Genomic DNA, 18643 nt, shown 5'->3' with positions numbered 1-18643 from the left:
GGCAAAGCCATACTCCAGACTACGAGAAACTCACAATTAGTCCAATAAAGCTTGCTCTACTAAAGCTTGTTGTTCTTTTGCATGCAGAGCAGGGCTTCCTACAGCAGGTGCCGCAGCAAATTCCCTTCCGGCATAATGCAAGGTTTGTTCAGGACGCAAACAATCTATTATATTATGCTGAGAAGAAAACCATACCCCTTGATTTTGTGGCTCTTCCTGACACCAAATAACCTTCTTGGCCTGAGGATATTTATTTAGCTCAGTCATAAGTGCCTTTTTAGGGAATGGATATAATTGCTCAATTCGCACTAAAGCTATATGGTTTAATTCTTTATCACGACGCATTTGCAACAAATCATAATAAACCTTTCCACAGCACAGCACTACTTTTGTAACTTTTTGTGCATCAATTGCATCAATTTCCGGAATAATAGTATGGAATTTACCTTTGAATAAATCTTCCAATGGAGAAACTGCTAATTTATGACGTAGAAGACTCTTGGGTGTCATAACAATCAACGGTTTACGGAAATTCCGGATAACCTGTCTTCTTAATAAATGGAAGATCTGAGCAGGTGTAGTTGGCGTACAAACTTGCATATTGTGCTGAGCACAAAGCTGCATATAACGCTCCAAACGAGCTGATGAATGCTCTGGGCCCTGTCCCTCATATCCATGAGGTAATAACATGACTAAACCACATAAACGACCCCATTTTTGCTCACCAGAACTAATAAATTGATCGATTACCACTTGCGCGCCATTGGCGAAATCACCAAACTGAGCTTCCCAAAGTACCAGGAAATTTGGAGCAGAGGCGGAAAATCCATATTCGAAAGCCAGTACTGCTTCTTCAGAAAGTACTGAATCGATTACCGAAAAAGGTCGGTCCAGCTCATTGGTGATTTGCTCCAAAGGAGTGAACGCCTCTCCAGTTTCAACATCATGCAATACAGCATGGCGATGAGCAAAAGTTCCTCTTCCAGAATCCTGGCCAGACAAACGCACACCATAACCTTCTTGAACTAAACTGGCATATGCCATAATTTCTGCATATCCCCAGTTCATCGGTAACTCACCGGCAGTCATCTTATCACGTTCATTTAATAAGCGTTGAACCACTGGATGCAATGCAAAACCTTTTGGCAATGTGCTTAATATTTTAGCTAATTTTTGTAAGTTCTCTTTTTTGATTGTGGTATCTACTTTATCTGTCCATTTTGCATTCAGATAAGGGGTCCAATCAACTGCATACTTACCTTCATAATCACCATGAACCAAATCTACAACCGCTTTACCCTGATCCAGGGCATCACGATATGCATCTACTAATTTTTCAGCATCTTTACTGGTCAGAAAACCTTCTTGTACCAATTGTTCAGCATAAATTTCGCGCAAGGGGCGCATGGATTTAATTTTTCGATACATTGCAGGTTGGGTTACCGCCGGCTCATCTGCCTCATTATGGCCATGTCGTCGATAACATACGAGATCCACTACTACATCTCGTTTAAATTTCATTCTGAAATCAAATGCCAGTCTGGTCGCAAACACCACTGCTTCAGGATCATCGCCATTCACATGAATAACAGGAGCCTGAACCATTTTGGCAACATCAGTACAATATAAAGTAGAACGAGCATCGAGAGGATTGCTGGTAGTAAAGCCTATTTGGTTATTAATTACAATGTGAACGGTACCACCAGTACAATAGCCACGGGCCTGAGAAAAATTAAAAGTTTCCATTACGACACCTTGGCCGGCAAATGCAGCATCGCCATGAATAACGACAGGAACAACTTTATCTTTTTTGTCCAGATCACTACGTCGACCTAAACGAGAACGCACAGATCCCTCTACTACTGGTCCAATAATTTCTAAGTGTGAAGGGTTAAAAGCTAAAGCCAGGTGTACTACTGAGCCCGAATTTGTTTTTATATCTGAAGAAAAACCTAAATGATATTTCACATCACCAGTACGTTCATATTTTATTTTTCCTTCAAATTCTTGGAACAGTTGATTAGGTTCTTTACCTAGTACATTCACGAGTACATTTAAGCGGCCTCGATGTGCCATACCAATAACTAATTCTTTAACATTATCTTTGCCAGCACACTCAATAATTTCTTTCATCATGGGAATTAGTGAATCGCCCCCTTCAAGAGAGAATCGCTTTTGACCCACGTAACGTGTACCTAAATAACGCTCCAAACCGTCCGCAGCAATTAAATCTTTTAAAATTTGCATTTTTTTTGCTGCATCTAACTTAAGTCGGCCACGTACAGATTCCATTCGTTCTTGCAGCCATTCTATTTCTTCAGTATTAGAAATATGCATATATTCAATACCAATACTGCTGCAATATGTTTCGCGCAGTGCTTGATATATTTCATCCAGAGTCATTTCTGGACCATTAAATCTAGTGCCTGCAAAAAACTTACGGTTTCTATCTACATCGGATAAGTGGTGATACTCCAATTCCAATGCAGGCACTGGAGTACGCTCTGTCATTTCCAGAGGATCAAGTTTGGCCGCATGATGGCCCAATGAGCGATATGCGTTAATTAAATCGGCAATCCGAAACTGCTGACTATCTGAAGCTTGAACGACAGGTATTGCTTTTTTATCTGCATTCTGCAAAAAATAATCACGAATTTCTCTATGCGAGAATTCTTTTTCGGCGCTATTAACCTTAGGCAAAGCACTGAATACTGCTCGCCAATCGGATGAAACCGAACTCGGGTCAGCAAGATAATCTTCATAAAGACTATCAACATAAGCCATACTTCCGCCAGATAAATAGGAAGAAGCCCATTTTTTTTGCAGATCGGAACTGCTCATTTTCTTTTCTCCAAAGGGGTATTAATCACTACCACCAGTAAATTGGCTATTCCACTCATCCCCGTGGATAAAACAGCTATCCCCGCAAGTGCGGGGATCATCCTTATACTGATTTCGAGCTCATTTAAGATCATTCCCATTGTATGGGAACTATATTTTTCTATACATGGCTTTTACCAGTACCTTAAAAATAAGAAAAGTACTATTAGGTCTCTTTTGTCAACATTTGTTGGCGAATCTCGGAAATCGCTTTCGTTGGATTGAGTCCTTTAGGGCAGACATTAGTACAATTCATAATACTGCGGCAACGAAATACACTGAATGGATCTTGCAATTTATCCAAACGATCTGCTGTGGCTGTATCACGACTGTCTGCTAAAAATCGTCTTGCCTGTAATAATCCAGCAGGACCAACAAATTTGTCCGGATTCCACCAGAATGAAGGACATGAACTGCTACAACATGCGCATAAAATACATTCATATAATCCATCAAGTTGAGCGCGTTCCTCTGGTGATTGCAACCGTTCTTGAGCTGGAGGAACCTCATTATTTTGCAAATAAGGCTCTATACGCTCATATTGTTGATAAAACTGCGTCATATCAACTGCTAAATCACGAATTACAGGAAATCCAGGCAAAGGACGGACAACTATTTTATCGGTATTCAACTGAGACACATGGGTAATACAAGCCAAGCCATTTGTCCCATTAATATTCATACCGTCCGAGCCACAAACTCCTTCGCGACAAGAACGTCGGTACGTGATGGAGGGGTCCTGTTCTGCTTTCAAACGTTCGAGTAACGTGAGTAACATCGGATCGCTTTTAACTGGGATCTCCAATTCATAATCTTTCATATAAGGCTTAGCATCCACCTCAGGATTATAGCGATATATTGATAGGGTCAATTTTCTACTATCTGCTGCCATGTAATCTATCCTCTTTAGTAAACGCGTTCTTTTGGCGCAAAAGGCTCGACATGCTTAGGTGATGCATTAACTGGACGAAAATCAATCTTCTCACCTTCCTCAAAATATAGCGTATGTTTAATCCAGTTCGCATCATCGCGTTTTGGATAATCTTCACGACTATGAGCACCGCGACTTTCTGTACGAACAATTGCAGACTGCGCTGTAGCATATGCAGTTGCCATCAAATTATCCAACTCTAATGCACTAACTCGCTCTGTATTAAATATCTTACTTTTGTCTTCTAATTTAGCATGCGCCAAGCGCTCACGCAGAGCCTGAAGACGTTTTAAGCCAGAAGCCATTACTTCACCGGTACGGAAGACACCGAAGTCTTCTTGCATTACACGTTGCATTTCATCATGAATTACTGCTGGGCTTTCACCGTCTGTTGAATTATTCCATCGGTTATATCGTTGCAATGATGGAGCAATATCATCATCACTAATATAAGTCATTTCAGGCAATTGATTTGACTGCCATAGCTCTTCAACATGCAATCCTGCTGCGCGGCCAAAAACAACTAAGTCCAGTAATGAGTTACCACCTAAACGGTTCGCACCATGTACAGAAACACAAGCACACTCACCTACTGCATATAAACCATCTACAGTATGTTCAATACCGTTGGTTTTGGTAAGTACTTGGCCATACATATTTGTAGGTATACCGCCCATGCTGTAGTGGCAAGTAGGAACTACGGGAATTGGCTCAACAATTGGATCAACTCCTGCGAATTTCATAGACAACTCACGAATTCCCGGCAAGCGTGATTTAATAAGATCGGCACCCAGGTGATCCAATTTTAATTTAACGTGATCAACTCCTTTAGGATCAAAACCTTTACCGGCACGGATCTCAAGTGCCATCGATCGAGCAACTACATCTCGGGAAGCTAAATCCTTAACTCGCGGCGCGTAACGCTCCATAAAACGTTCGCCGTCCTTATTAATCAGATAACCGCCCTCACCTCGACAACCTTCAGTCACCAAAACACCAGCTCCAGCAATTCCAGTAGGATGAAACTGCCACATTTCCATATCTTGTAATGGGATACCGGCTCTTAATGCCATACCAAAACCATCACCAGTATTAATAAAGGCATTGGTTGTAGATTGGTAAATACGGCCTGCGCCACCGGTAGCCAAAATACATACTCTTGATTGGAAAAATACTACCTCTCCTGTTTCGATACACATCGCAGTAACACCGGATATATGTCCATGCGAATCTTTAACGAGATCAAGCGCATACCATTCACTAAATACATGTGTTTTAGCTTTTAAATTTTGTTGGTAGAGGGTATGTAATAACGCATGCCCGGTTCTATCCGCTGCAGCACAGGTTCGCGCGGCTTGATCGCCACCAAAATTTTTGGATTGACCGCCAAACTGACGCTGATAAATTTTACCATTATCCATGCGTGAAAAAGGCAACCCCATATGCTCGAGTTCATATACAGCTTCAGGGCCCGTTTTACAGAGGTATTCAATTGAATCCTGATCACCAATATAGTCAGCACCTTTCACGGTATCATACATATGCCAACGCCAATCATCCTCATGCGCATTTCCCAGTGCACAAGTAATACCTCCTTGAGCAGATACTGTATGTGACCGAGTTGGAAATACCTTAGATAAAAGTGCGACTTTTAAACCTGAATTTGCCATCTGCAGTGCAGCTCGCATTCCAGCCCCACCAGCTCCAATGATTACTGCATCAAATGTGTTACGTGCAATTGCCATGCTACTGCCCCCAAAGGATCATTAAGCCCCAGATAAATTGACTAAGGAGCCATAAAACTACTAACATTTGTACTGATAAACGCAGAGCAGTACACTTCATATAATCGGTAGTCACAGTCCAAATACCTACCCATGCATGCAATGAAAGCGCAAACAATGCGATAAGAGACGCAATTCGAACTAATACATTGGAAAAAAGAGCGTGCCATTGCGCAAACCCCAGCTCAGGGTGCAATAACAAAAAACCAATTATAAAAAAAGCATATGCAGCAAAATAAACTGCTGTAACTCTTTGAATCAACCAATCCTTTAACCCATTACCTGTTAAGCTGGTGACATTATTTACCATATCCAGATTCCTAGAAAAATTGACAAAATAATGGCAAGAAAAATGACTAAAACAGCGGAACGCCTACCAGCATCAAGATGCTCACCAAACCCCATATCCATCAAAAGATGCCTAATCCCTGCAAGCAAATGGTAAATCATCGAGGCACCAAATGCCCACATGACCATTTTATAAGCAGGATGAGACAGCAAATTTTTCACCTGCGCAAATGTTTCTTCTGATTGCATTGACTGGCCAAAAATGTACAACATAATGGGTAACAGTAAAAATAAAACTACCCCTGAAATCCTATGTAAGATGGACGCTATAGCCATAGGGGGATATTTTAAACTGCCCAAATCCAGATTAACGGGTCTTTTTTTGTTCACTGTGAATTTCTTCCTTAATTAGAAATGTTAATTAAATCGCACAAATGCGAAGTATAGCACTCTGTTTTTATCGTGCAAGATAAGCTCCTGCCTAATCCGAGCAAATTTTAATTTGTTTCCATCTAATTCAAATAAATTTTCTTTAATTACCTCATTCATTAAAAAATCTTCAATTCAAAATAAATTTTGTAAATACTGTTAGATAATACTTCGACAACTGACTCAAGCAAAATTAATATTTTTACAAATTGTCATTCTATGATGCAAATAATCAGATCTTTTTTCATTTAGATCTTTTATTGTGCTTATATTTGATGTGCCAAATGAAAGACCAATCTATTGTATTGCTAAGGAAATTTTTGTAAAGATGTTGCAAGCCTTTACACAGGGGAAGTATATAAAAGTGAAGCAATAAAACTCAACTAAAAATAATTGAACAGCCAATCAAAAGTGCATTAAAGACAATCCGTCAGAACATACTTATCTTTTTGGACCTGAACCGGATGTTTTATACGGTTGTCGAAATATTTCACGCGGCGATTCAGAAGGATATCCATACTTATCTGCATTTTGTTTGACAATTTGTAAGTAACGCTCACCCCATGCGCCCGGATCAAAGTTAGTTACTACGACGTTGTAAGGTAAATTGATAATCGACTCAAAGGCTTTTCTTTGGGGAAGCAAATGCCCACCGAAAGCTACTTGCACCTCTGTTTCTTTATCAATGCCTTCTTCTTTCAAACGCTCAACCAGAATATATATCATTTTTTCTATGGTCATGTAGAGCTTATACATTGACATTCCGGCAGAGAACAGCTCTTCGCCTTTAGACGTAGATAATTTTGATCCTGAATCAAGAATAGAATATACAAATTCAAACTCATTTGTTCCGAAGATTAGTTCGGGTTTAATTATTACAGGAGGAGAAACAAGATCAATCGATGGAGATACAATATAAAGTTGAAAATCTGCCCAATGCCACCAGATTTGATAAACACGCTCAACCAAAGTTACAGGATCATTTAAATCTTCTTCCATTTGTAACTTGCGCAAGTCGATGCTGTTATCGATACTATCAATTAACTCTGAGTTTTCGTCAACAGTAGGAATATCTGGTTCATCAGCCATTTGCTTACCATACGTAAATCAAACCTATATGAGTATATTAGCCCAAATTTAGTGAATGAGCACGAAAGTTAAAACAGCTTAAGTAAAAAACCCGTAAAAAAATACAATTTGCGCAGCAGCAAGCTATAAAAGATATTGGTAATATTCAGGGGCGCTAGAGTGACACTTAAAGCATGTACTTTGACAATTTGCCTTTTCCTGGCATTTACGTATTACGCCCTTCCCGATCCATAAATCTAGCATGGGTTGTAATGCAGGAAGATCCACACGAAATTCCCTAGTCAATTGTTGGGTACTGACGACACCTTCACGGCAAATGTAATCACGTATTTGCAACAGCATCATTCCTCCTTGTGCTGCGTTTGGTGTATTGGCGCACGCCTATAACAAAAAATAGGATCAATAAGAATAAAAGAATCTCGACCATACTTTGCTCTGAACTTTGAATCCATTTAGCTACTTGATAAAATACAACTGCAGTAACATATGCAATCACAAAAGACCAAATTACAGAAATCCACATATATTTCTTATTTGCTTCTTGTCGAATGACCGCCATAGTAGATACACAAGGAATATAAAGAAGTACAAACAGCAGATAAGCATATGCCCCTATTTTACCATCAAACCGCTCTGCCATAATTCCATATACTGACTGAGATACAGGATTATCTGCTGCGCTAGCCAATATAGGATTTATCAATGCAGAACCCAATTGAGCTAAATTTTGTGGAATTGACCAGAAAGCCGCCTTAATACCTGCCCAAAAATCAAAATGTGCGGCAGCAATTTCAGTCACATGACCTACTTGCGCATAAAGTGAATTTAACGTACCCACTACCACTTCTTTGGCCAGCATTCCAGTTAGTAACCCTACAGTTGCTGGCCAATTGTCCTGGTGGATGCCCATTGGGGTAAATAGAGGAGTAATCGATTGACCCATTAAAGAGAGCAATGATTGAGTACTGGCTTCACCCGAATTAATTCCACCATCTAAAGTAATGGCGTTTAAACCACCCAAAATAACACAAATAGGTACAATTAATTTACCTGCACGCACAATAAAAAAACGCAAGCGCATAAAAGTCTCTTTAAATAAACGCTTGAGCGCAGGCTTATGATAAGCGGGAAGCTCCAAAATTAAGGGAGAGGCATGCCCTTTTAACGTCGTTTTGCGCAAGAGAAATCCTGTTAATACAGCCATCAAAATCCCTACAAGATACAAAGAAAACACGATGTTTTGTCCACCTGATGGGAAAAATGCGGCAACGAATACTGCATAAATGGCCAGACGTGCGCTACATGACATAAAAGGGCTCATCATTACGGTCAATAATCGATCGCGTTCTGAATCTAAGGTACGAGCAGCCATAATCGCTGGAACATTACATCCAAAACCAACAATCATCGGCACAAATGACTTACCAGGCAACCCCATCTTCCGCATCGCCTTATCTACAACAAAAGCCGCTCTTGCCATATATCCTGAGGATTCCAACAAGGATAAGAAGAAGAACATGGCCGCAATGACTGGGATGAACGTTAACGTGGTATTAATCCCTTTTCCAACACCATTTGCCAATAAAGCGATTATCCAATTAGGCGCATGAATTTGTTGCAATAACCATGATGTCCCTTGTACGAATATTGTATCGGTACTGATATCAAAAAAATCCTGAAAAGCGCCACCTACATTAATCGCAAATAAAAACATCAAATACATCATGGCAAAAAATATGGGGAGGGCAAAAAAACGATGCAACATAATCTTATCGAGTTTTGCAGTAAAATGTTCACTGGCATCACTGCGCTTTTTCTGTACAGACGTAACTATTTCATGTATTTTCTGATATCGTGCATCAGCCAATAATACATCAAGATTAGGATCTACTTCGTTCAATAAAGTTAAATCCTGAGTAATTGCCTTATCGAATAGTAATTTATCCCCCTCCGCAAGCCTGCGGGCATAATAATAAGCAAGCGATTGACTATAACCTTCGTAAATCAAGGTGTTTTCCAAGGTCATTAATGTCTGTTGTATCGCTTGGGATAGAGGAAGCGTCAAGGGAGAAACTGCTTGAGGCAGCCGAGTCAACTCCTCCATCAATTGAGCCATGCCTATTTTTTTATGTGCCTGGATCGGGATAACAGGACAACCTAATTGTTGTGACAACGCGTTTGGATCTATGGATATACCTCTTTGCTGTGCAATATCCATCATATTCAACGCGAGCAGTACAGGTTTTCCTAATTCCAAAATTTGGGTGGTCAAATATAAATGCCGCTCGAGATGACATGCATCGATCACATTAATAATGCAATCTGCTTCAATGGTTACAACAGACTGAGCAGCAATTCCCTCATCTTGGCTGATGCCATCCGCATGAGCTACTAAAGAATAAATTCCGGGTAAGTCAGTCACTTCAATTCGTTGCTGTCCTACAAAAAAAGACCCTGTTTTCTTTTCTACTGTCACGCCAGGCCAGTTTCCAATGCGCTGATTATCACCAGTTAATGCATTAAATAAGGTAGTCTTACCACAATTAGGGTTACCGACCAATAATACATGAGTCATATACGCTCCAGAATTAATTGGCTCGCCTCTTCCTTGCGCAATGTTAAGGCCGTTCCTCTGACTTCAATTTGTATAGGACATCCTAAAGGAGCCATTCGGACAACTAAAAACTCAGTCCCGCAAGTCACTCCCAAAGACAAAAGTCTGCGTCTGTATTGCATTTCTGTTGCACCAAAACTGGTTAACCGTACTCTATCACCTTGTACTAACTCTGTAATTTTTATCATGTCCTAACAGCAACTCGTGAAATATCTTAAATAATAGTAGCATAAATGTAATCGAGAATCATTCTCAATTTAGGAAAAAATTATACATTTATTCAAATCCACAGATCAACTCATAGCCTAGGTATAGCAACGCGGAACCAATTTTGGGTCACTTTTAACTACCTATGCGATTAAGAATTATCTGAAATCAACTCCTTAAGTGTTCTTTTGGGATGGCGTGCCAAATAATCTACCGATTGCATTTCCAGCAACCGGCTTAATGTACGCTTGAACGTTTCTTGCATTTCGCCTTCAACATACAACTCCTCAACTGCAACCTCTGCGGAAATAATAATATTTATTCCTCGATCATACATCACATCAATAAAGTGAATGAACATAATTGTTTGCAAGGTATGATTGGCTGTTAATGCAGGTATATTACTTAAAAAAATAGTGTCAAATTTATCTGCAATCTCTAAATAATCCAATTGGCTACGAGGCAAATTACATAAAATATCAAAAGCAAACCAAATCGATTGTTCTGCAAGCTTAAGGTAAGGGATCTCGCGATTCTGTATTGTAATAGTACCATTTTCTTTAAATTCACGCGCCAAAAACGTGAATTGTTGCTCCATAACCGAGGTGGTTTGCTCATTTAAAGGAAATAAATAAGCGTCTAACAATGGCGCTCTCCCAACCCGATAATCTCTTTGCTCATTTAAATGCAGTACCTCGCAGTGTTCCTTAATTGCTGCAATAGCTGGTAAAAATCGTTTCCGATGAACTCCGTTACGATATAAATCATCTGGAGGTATATTCGAAGAAATTACCAAAATAACGCCATAAGCAATTAAAGATTGCAACAACTCCGCTAAAATCATGGCATAAGCCACATCATGGACCATAAACTCATCAAAACAAAGTACCCGTGTCGTTTTGGCTAATTTCTTAGCGATTTGGCGAAGAGGATTTTTCTGACCTTGTAATCGTCTTAACTGCGCATCAATTTGTTGCATGAAATGATGAAAATGAAAGCGAGCCTTCTTTTTCTCTTCGAGACAGTCATAAAATAAATCAATTAAGTATGTTTTTCCTACCCCAACAGGGCCATAAAGGTATATCCCCTTAATTCGAGGTTTAATTAATGGATAAAACCAGGATGAATTCGATTTTTTTACGTTATTAGCAAGAGACTCCAGGTGCGTCAATATGTCTCGTTGCAAAGGATCATCGTCGATGTCACCGCGATGAATTGCGGCTTCATATTGCATAATCAAATTCATTATAAAATAACCTGAGATCGAATGTATTCCGTGAGCTTTGCTTTCAGTTCAATTAATTTACCATGAAAAAAATGGCCTGTGTTCGCAAACTGAATCACCGGTATATCAGCTTGGGCGGCAAAATCAAAAACTAAAGCAGAAGGAACTACTTCATCTTCATCGCCTTGTACAATAAGCCAAGGAGATGGGATAGGATTAAATTCTTGATAATTATAATGATGCACTGCCGGGGCTACCGAAATTAATAATTTGGAATCCGATTGGGCCGAGGCGCGATAAGTCACATAAGAACCAAAAGAAAAGCCCGCAAAAATTAGTTTTTTCTCGGGCTGCACCTTTTGCCATTCACGAACCAACACCAGCATATCCTCGCTTTCACCTATCCCTGCATCATAAGATCCTTCCGATTGGCCTACCCCACGAAAATTAAAACGCAATGAAGGAATACCTAATTCTCTAAAAACACGTGCTAAGGTAGTCACTACTTTATTACTCATAGTGCCCCCTTGTAGGGAATGAGGATGCCCTAAAAAGGCGATGAAGTCAGAATGATTCTGCTCTGGAACAGTTAAAACTGCCTCCAGTTTCCCAGTCGCTCCTTGCAAAAACAAAGCATGCTCACCCGGGAGAGTTAATTTTTCAGTGATTTGCATAAAAAGCCCATTATAAAGTACATATTTCACACAAATTGTTGCGTTTTCCACATAAAATAGCCGCTGTGCGAAACATTAATGATAACTCAGAATTATAGATGAACAAAATGGATAAAGTGCAAAATGCAGCAACGTCAATATTGAAACAGCTACGCTGCACCCGGAGATAAATGCATTTACATCCACTTCTCATCTATCCGAATTTGCAATATGATAACCAATGTGAGCCGGCTGAATAGCTACTCATAATGCGCTGACCTATCGGCAGCGACTTCATATTTCAATTTTTTTGGGAGGACTTGATCCATGCGACAGGTACCTATAGTGCGTTTCGCTTTCCATCATACTGCTTACTCTTTGTTATTAAGGGGTAGCGCAGCATGAAAATTCATGATTTCAAACGTAAAAAAGAAGAACAACAAAAAATTTCCATGATAACTTGCTACGATTATCCATCTGCCTGCATTGTAGCTGAATCAAATATTGATTGCGTCCTGGTCGGAGATTCTGTAGCCATGGCCGTACACGGCCATGAAACAACCGTTACGGCTACCATGGAGATGATGATACTTCATACCCAAGCTGTAGCACGCGGCCTAAAACAGCAATTTTTAATCAGTGACCTTCCCTTTTTATGCCATAAAAGTTCACTCAATCAAACTGTAGATAATGTAAAACACTTATTACAAGCAGGTGCGCAAGCAGTGAAAATTGAAGGGGCAGATGCAGATACGTGTCACACCATTTCCTATCTCGTAAATGCAGGCGTCCCAGTTGTTGGACATATCGGTTTAACCCCTCAATCCATTCATCAATTAGGTGGCTATAAGATACAGGGAAAAAACAAAGAGCAGGCAGAACAACTACTCCAGCAAGCTCATCAGTTAGAGGCGGCTGGATGTTTTGCTCTAGTCATCGAATGTGTTCCCCAACAACTAGCGCTCACAATAACCGAGTCGTTAAGTATACCTACTATTGGTATTGGAGCGGGTTCTCATACTGATGGACAGGTTCTTGTTTGGCATGACATGCTGGGTTTACAAACAGAATTTAATCCCAAGTTTGTCAAAAGATACCTTCAAGGCAAAGAACTTCTATTAGATGCATTAAATGCCTATGCACAGCAGGTTCAACAGGTCAATTTTCCAACGGCGGAACATTCATTTTAATTAGAAAGTGAACCTAAATAATTATTGATGATTTTTTTATCAAAAATTATTCTGGTTCACAAATTGTAACTGTTAGCACTATTGTAGCTGGGTGAAAGTACTCCAACCCGGGTTATGCTTCACTTCATCCCAGCCCACAATTTAAATGGTTACTATATTTAAGGAGTAACTCATGAAAATTTTTCACGATCTGAACGAATGGATAAGCTTTCGTAAAACTTTATCTACCCAATTAACTCTGGGCTTTGCGCCAACCATGGGTAATTTGCATGCGGGGCATGCCTCTCTGTTTTTAGCCAGTAAAAAAGAGAATCACTATACTATTTCCAGTCTATTTGTAAATCCAACACAATTTAATCAAACCGAGGACTTTAAACTTTATCCTCGAACATTAGAAGCGGATCTTAAAATTATGGAAGATTCCGGTGTCGATTTTTGCATTCTTCCGGATGAACAATCCATGTATGTGGATGAATACAATTATCAGGTACATGAGCATCAACTTTGCCAACTCATGGAAGGAACCCATAGGCCCGGGCACTTTAACGGTGTATTAACTGTAGTGATGAAATTATTGAACTTAGCTAAGCCTCAAAGAGCATACTTCGGTGAAAAAGACTATCAACAATACTTATTGATTCAAGGGATGGTTAATGCTTTTTTTATGGATATTGAAATTAAAGCATGTCCAACGATCCGTGAACCAAGTGGATTAGCTTACAGCTCACGTAATAACCGCCTCAATCAAGAGCAAAAGGCCTTGGCTGAAGAGTTTGCCAGATTATTCCAGCAAAAAGAGCTGACATGTGAGCAAATCATCAAACAATTAACTCAAAAAGGGATTGCTGTAGAGTATGTTGAAGAACATCAAGGTCGTCGTTTTGCGGCAGTACGAATTGATAACATCCGCTTAATTGACAATTATTTGTTGGGGTAAGTTCTATTATAGTAGCCGGATTGAAGCGAAGAGCGGAACCTGAGTTCTGCCTCGCTTCTCCCTGGCTACATTACTACAATAACTCTGGAAGAGCTTCTTCTGGACTTTCTTCTGGAGCAAGTTGAGGGGCAACTTGTTGATGTGACAATCCAAGTGCTGTCGATTGTGCAGGAATACCAGCCCAATGAGTATTTTCAGGTAACCGTTCCCCCTTCATTAGTAAAGAAAGACTACCCAAAGAAGAGTTTTCTTCCATCAACGTGTTGTAGAGAACAATTGATCCAACACCTACATTACAACCAGAACCAATAGTGACATTTGAGACTTTGAATATTCTATCCTCATAGAGATGAGTTTGAATTATAGTCTCGGCATTGATACATACATCATCACCAATTGTAATTAAATCAAATTCTGAAAACTCGGCACTGTCTGTGAAAACCCTCTTCCCTGCTTTAGTTCCTAAACAACGATGCACCCAAAGCGCAAAAGGAGTCCCTAAAACTTTATTAGTCCAATGCGGGTTCGTATAATAGTTATACGAATATTCGATCACATCATTTTTCCAAATAAAGGGATCCCAAATAGGCTTGGTTAAAGGTTTTAATTTACCTAACATTATCCATTTGAGGGCGACCAACACGCCAACAAGACAAACTGTAATGAACATCTCTACTGGTGGAAGAATCAGTGCGGTAACAAGCCAGGAGTACTCACTTAACATATAATCCAAGACATAAAGCATATTGAATAATGCAATTAATGAAAAAGTCGATGGTAAAATAATTCGTATAAATTCAATGAGTAAGCGCATGAAATAGAGCTTTTTGGAGGGATAAAATGTATCCTTATCAGAAAATCCAACAAATAACTCTCGCTTTGGTAAAAAAACAGCAGGTGAACCTAGCCAGGCAGAATAAGGCTCTGCTGCTCTGCCATCTGATGGAGTCACTGATAGACATCCTAATAGAGCGCCTTCACCAATCGATTTACCAGCAGATAATAAACTGACATTCCCTACAAAGCCTCTACGTCCGATGGTCACCGGAGCAAAAGAAATAAAACCATTATAAACACTAGGCCAGGCTAGAGCGACAGAACTGGCGGTAAAACCACCTTCTTCAATGGTGACTAGGTCAGGAATAATATGCGGAGTTTCCCCCATTTCTACTCCCTTCCCTAATTTTGCCCCCAGCAATCGTAAAAAAGCAGGCATATATAAAGTGTCTGCCATAATCGAGATTTCATCCCCATCCAATAATTTCACCAGAATCCAATGACGGAAATAATAAAAACTCTTCAAGGGATAATCACCGGGTTTTACCTTATCCAAAATAATCTTTTTACAGAGCACAATAGCGGAATAATATAATCCTAAAAACAGGATAGCCCCTAAAGGTATGGCAAAAAACATGGTGGTCAGATAGTGACTCTGATCATAGTAATAGCTAATTAAAGAGATTGAGGGAATTAAGCATAAATAATAAACCACCATGACAAAAACGACGCCTAAGTAATGCAAAATACCAAAAAGGGTATTTTCCAGCATGGTAGATTCGTCAACCGCAACTTTTTTCCGAGTAACATGATCCGCAGGAATAGTACCTGGAACCGCTGGAGAGCCTGAAAAATAGACTCCTTGAGGAATTAAGCCCTGATCAGGTAGCATGGACATTTCATCCAAGACGCCATGATCTTCAATCTGTGTATTTAACCCAACAACGGCACGTGAACCTATATAACAATTATTGCCGATATTGATAGGGCCTATTTTTAACCAACCGTCCTCAATGATATAACCGTTAAGTCTACTGTCCGCACCAATAGAAGTATTATCTCCGATGGTCAACAAATCATGTGCAGAAATTTGCATGGAACCCAAATAACAGTTCTTACCTATTTTAGCTCCTAGTAAGCGATAATAGATACCAGCTAATGGCGAACCAACTAAAAATTTAGCTAAAAACAAATTCTTCTGCAGCCTTTGCACTAACCACCAACGATAATAGAACCATCCCCAAAGTGGATATTCACCAGGCTTTACCCGTCCCAATAATATCCATTTCAAACCAATCGTGATAAATAACGAAATGATTGGCATCGATAAAAACAAAGCTAGAAATGCAAGCTGTGACTCTCTGGAAATAATCGAATACTCAGAGCTAACCCAGCTGTAGCACAAAATAACAGCCAATAGCTGTAAAGTACCTACCGCGTATTGCAATAAGCATCCAAAAAATTGACCAACCCCACACAAATAGTATTTCCATTGTGGTACTTTGTACTTGTTCTTAACCGTTTGTTGCCCATCAATTTGTGGATTGCTATGAGGGGCACTAAACTTCTGTTCTAATTGCTTAATTGTTGGATTTTTATATAAATCAAGTATTGAAATATTTTTTAAGGCAGGTATTTTGCGTAAATTAGAAATTACTTTTGCGGCATGCAGTGAATGTCCACCTAAATCATAGAAAAAGTCTGCTCCAGCAGAAATATTCTTACAATCAAATACATTTTCCCAGACTAGAGCAATTTCCTTAGCTAACTCAGATTCTGGTGCTATATAAACATTTTCTGACTTTTGCACAGGTCTAGGAAGCTCTTTGCGATTCACTTTACCGCTGGCTAAAACTGGAAACGTTTCTAAAATCTCAATTAGGGATGGCAGCATGTAATCAGGTAAGCGTGACCTTAAAAAGATTTTAAATTCATTTACATCAAATGCATTTTTTGGATCAAGAATCAAATAAGCAACGAGCGTAGGTTGCTCCAGGGTTTGCAATGAAACCACGGCTTGTTTAATTCCAGCATATTGCATGATAATCGTTTCAATTTCGTTTAATTCAATACGAAACCCACGCAATTTGATTTGATCATCTATTCTCCCTGCAAAAAGGAGATCACCACTAGGAGCTCTTGAAACTAAATCCCCTGTTCGATATAAGCGTTGATTATTATTTACCGGATTTAAAACAAACTTTTTTGCTGTATCCTCTGGTCGATTGACGTAACCACGAGCTAGGGCAACTCCAGCAATACACAGCTCGCCCTCCTCTCCTACAGCTACTTCTCGTAATTGTTCATCAACGATGAGGACTTCATAACCTGGCAAGGGTTTACCAATGGTCACTTCCTGTTCAGGATGACATTCTGCATAAGTTGCAATAATCGTTGCTTCAGTAGGGCCATAAGTATTAATAATTCGCAGCCCCTCTCTGCTCCAACGCTTAACCAAACTAGATGGGCAAGATTCTCCACCCAGGATTAAAAGGCGTAGATCCGGTAATTGGCCTTCTAAAGTAGACAATAAAGTAGGTACTGTTGAAAAAACACTAACTCGGTGTTGTTGTAAAAAGGAGATTAGACCTAGACCAGAGCGCACTTCTTTTGCTGTACACGCAACCAGGGCGGCGCCATTGGCAAAAGCCATCCAAAACTCTTCTAAAGAGGCGTCAAATGCCAAAGAAAAGCCTTGATATACCTTATCATTACTTTTTATATCATAAAGTTTGCTCGCAACTTGCACATAATGGCAAATACTGCGCTGGGTAATTTCTACTCCTTTAGGCTTTCCAGTAGAGCCTGACGTGTAAATGATGTAACACACGTCATCAGCAGTTAAATCTTCTTGAAGAATTAATCGCTGTGAGGGGCATCTGGAAATTTCCTCGGCCAATTGATCAACTGCATAAAAAGCTGGCCATGCCAGATTCTTTTGGGTCAATTGCATAGACGAAGTTAAAACCGCATCAAAAGGCAGATCAGAGAAAATATAATTAATCCGTTCGTCGGGATAATCTACTTCAATAGGTACATAAGCTGCACCTGTTTTTAACGTCGCCAATATAGCAATATAGCATTCTATAGATCGCTCTAATAGAATGCCTACAATGCTACCCTTGGAAATTTTGTTCTCATGAAGATAATGAGCTAATTGATTCGCACGATTTTCTAACTCTTGATAGGAAATAAACGCATTATCGCAAATCAAAGCAATATTGTCTGAATAATTATCAACTGATTGCTCAAAAAAGTGATGAAGTTTCATAGTTATGGCCGGATGAAAAACTCAAATTGGGTTTAGCCTCTACCGATCGAGTATTTTTTCCACAATTTGGTTTGTTTTGTTGCTTATTCTTAAAAGAAGCGAGTAAGAACTTACATTCATCCAATATATTATATTTAACGTCAATAGTAAAAGACTTATGGAAAAATCACAGAAACAGAAGCAAGATTTTTTTCGGGATTATAATTCTTTATTGTCTAATAATCGAGGTCAACGGAAATTGTTTTTAAAATTTAGTTCGCTACCCACAAGGGTCTGTTGACATTTCATTTAATTCCGCCCACTTCACGCGCTTTATGCCTGAGAGATGGTCACAATAAGTGACCATTATTTTTAAAAAAAGAATAATT

At 39.5% G+C, this 18643-nt stretch carries 15 protein-coding genes; 2 read left to right on the top strand and 13 right to left on the bottom strand.

The genetic code is table 11. The features are described from left to right. Nucleotides 1-36 precede the first annotated feature (36 nt). From DGG96_RS00070 to DGG96_RS00020, 12 genes are all read right to left on the bottom strand, one after another. Nucleotides 37-2841: a 2-oxoglutarate dehydrogenase E1 component gene (locus DGG96_RS00070; protein ID WP_110140991.1), complete on the bottom strand. Its 2805-nt coding sequence runs from the start codon at nt 2839-2841 to the stop codon at nt 37-39. After that, nucleotides 2838-2981, bottom strand: coding sequence for a hypothetical protein (locus tag DGG96_RS20695; protein WP_165831551.1), 144 nt, complete (start codon nt 2979-2981; stop codon nt 2838-2840). Before DGG96_RS20695 ends, DGG96_RS00070 begins: the two co-directional genes overlap by 4 nt. A gap of 65 nt (nt 2982-3046) precedes the next feature. Continuing rightward, the gene (locus DGG96_RS00065) at nt 3047-3772 is read right to left on the bottom strand and encodes a succinate dehydrogenase iron-sulfur subunit (protein ID WP_058468737.1); all 726 of its coding nucleotides are present in this window, start codon (nt 3770-3772) and stop codon (nt 3047-3049) included. A 14-nt stretch (nt 3773-3786) separates the two neighbouring features. Continuing rightward, nucleotides 3787-5556, bottom strand: a complete 1770-nt coding sequence (gene sdhA / locus DGG96_RS00060; RefSeq protein WP_110140990.1) for a succinate dehydrogenase flavoprotein subunit — start codon at nt 5554-5556, stop codon at nt 3787-3789. 1 nt (nt 5557) lies between these two features. Next, nucleotides 5558-5905 (bottom strand): succinate dehydrogenase, hydrophobic membrane anchor protein, encoded by a 348-nt coding sequence (sdhD, locus tag DGG96_RS00055; RefSeq protein WP_110140989.1) that lies wholly within the window; start codon nt 5903-5905, stop codon nt 5558-5560. Further along, entirely contained in the window at nt 5899-6273 is a 375-nt protein-coding gene (gene sdhC, locus DGG96_RS00050) for a succinate dehydrogenase, cytochrome b556 subunit (RefSeq protein WP_110140988.1), read from the bottom strand. The genes sdhD and sdhC overlap by 7 nt, the downstream gene beginning before the upstream one ends. A gap of 480 nt (nt 6274-6753) precedes the next feature. Beyond that, a complete protein-coding gene (locus tag DGG96_RS00045; RefSeq protein ID WP_110140987.1) occupies nt 6754-7401 on the bottom strand; it encodes a virulence factor in 648 nt (215 codons plus the stop codon). Between the two features lie 123 nt (nt 7402-7524). Next, on the bottom strand, nt 7525-7743 hold the full coding sequence (locus tag DGG96_RS00040) for a FeoC-like transcriptional regulator (protein ID WP_110140986.1): 219 nt from the start codon (nt 7741-7743) through the stop codon (nt 7525-7527). Continuing rightward, nucleotides 7724-9976: a Fe(2+) transporter permease subunit FeoB gene (gene feoB / locus DGG96_RS00035; RefSeq protein ID WP_110140985.1), complete on the bottom strand. Its 2253-nt coding sequence runs from the start codon at nt 9974-9976 to the stop codon at nt 7724-7726. The genes DGG96_RS00040 and feoB overlap by 20 nt, the downstream gene beginning before the upstream one ends. Further along, nucleotides 9973-10203, bottom strand: a complete 231-nt coding sequence (locus tag DGG96_RS00030) for a FeoA family protein (protein WP_058468744.1) — start codon at nt 10201-10203, stop codon at nt 9973-9975. Before DGG96_RS00030 ends, feoB begins: the two co-directional genes overlap by 4 nt. A 170-nt stretch (nt 10204-10373) precedes the next feature. Beyond that, nucleotides 10374-11468, bottom strand: coding sequence for a cell division protein ZapE (gene zapE / locus DGG96_RS00025; RefSeq protein ID WP_110140984.1), 1095 nt, complete (start codon nt 11466-11468; stop codon nt 10374-10376). Continuing rightward, nucleotides 11468-12121 carry an alpha/beta hydrolase gene (locus DGG96_RS00020; RefSeq protein ID WP_110140983.1) on the bottom strand — a complete coding sequence of 218 codons (654 nt, stop codon included), beginning with the start codon at nt 12119-12121 and terminating at the stop codon, nt 11468-11470. Before DGG96_RS00020 ends, zapE begins: the two co-directional genes overlap by 1 nt. Nucleotides 12122-12501: 380 nt before the next feature. On the opposite strand from DGG96_RS00020, the gene panB reads away from it, so the two are divergent. Then, on the top strand, nt 12502-13290 hold the full coding sequence (gene panB / locus DGG96_RS00015) for a 3-methyl-2-oxobutanoate hydroxymethyltransferase (protein WP_110140982.1): 789 nt from the start codon (nt 12502-12504) through the stop codon (nt 13288-13290). Nucleotides 13291-13462: 172 nt separating this feature from the next. Continuing rightward, complete coding sequence (gene panC / locus DGG96_RS00010; RefSeq protein ID WP_110140981.1) at nt 13463-14227, top strand: pantoate--beta-alanine ligase; 765 nt, start codon at nt 13463-13465, stop codon at nt 14225-14227. 73 nt (nt 14228-14300) lie between these two features. Here the strand turns inward: panC and DGG96_RS00005 are convergent, their stop codons facing one another. Beyond that, the gene (locus tag DGG96_RS00005; protein WP_110140980.1) at nt 14301-18275 is read right to left on the bottom strand and encodes a Pls/PosA family non-ribosomal peptide synthetase; all 3975 of its coding nucleotides are present in this window, start codon (nt 18273-18275) and stop codon (nt 14301-14303) included. Nucleotides 18276-18643: the final 368 nt, after the last annotated feature.

The sequence above is a fragment of the Legionella qingyii genome (genome assembly GCF_003184185.1).
This window is presented reverse-complemented; position numbering and strand designations above follow the sequence as displayed.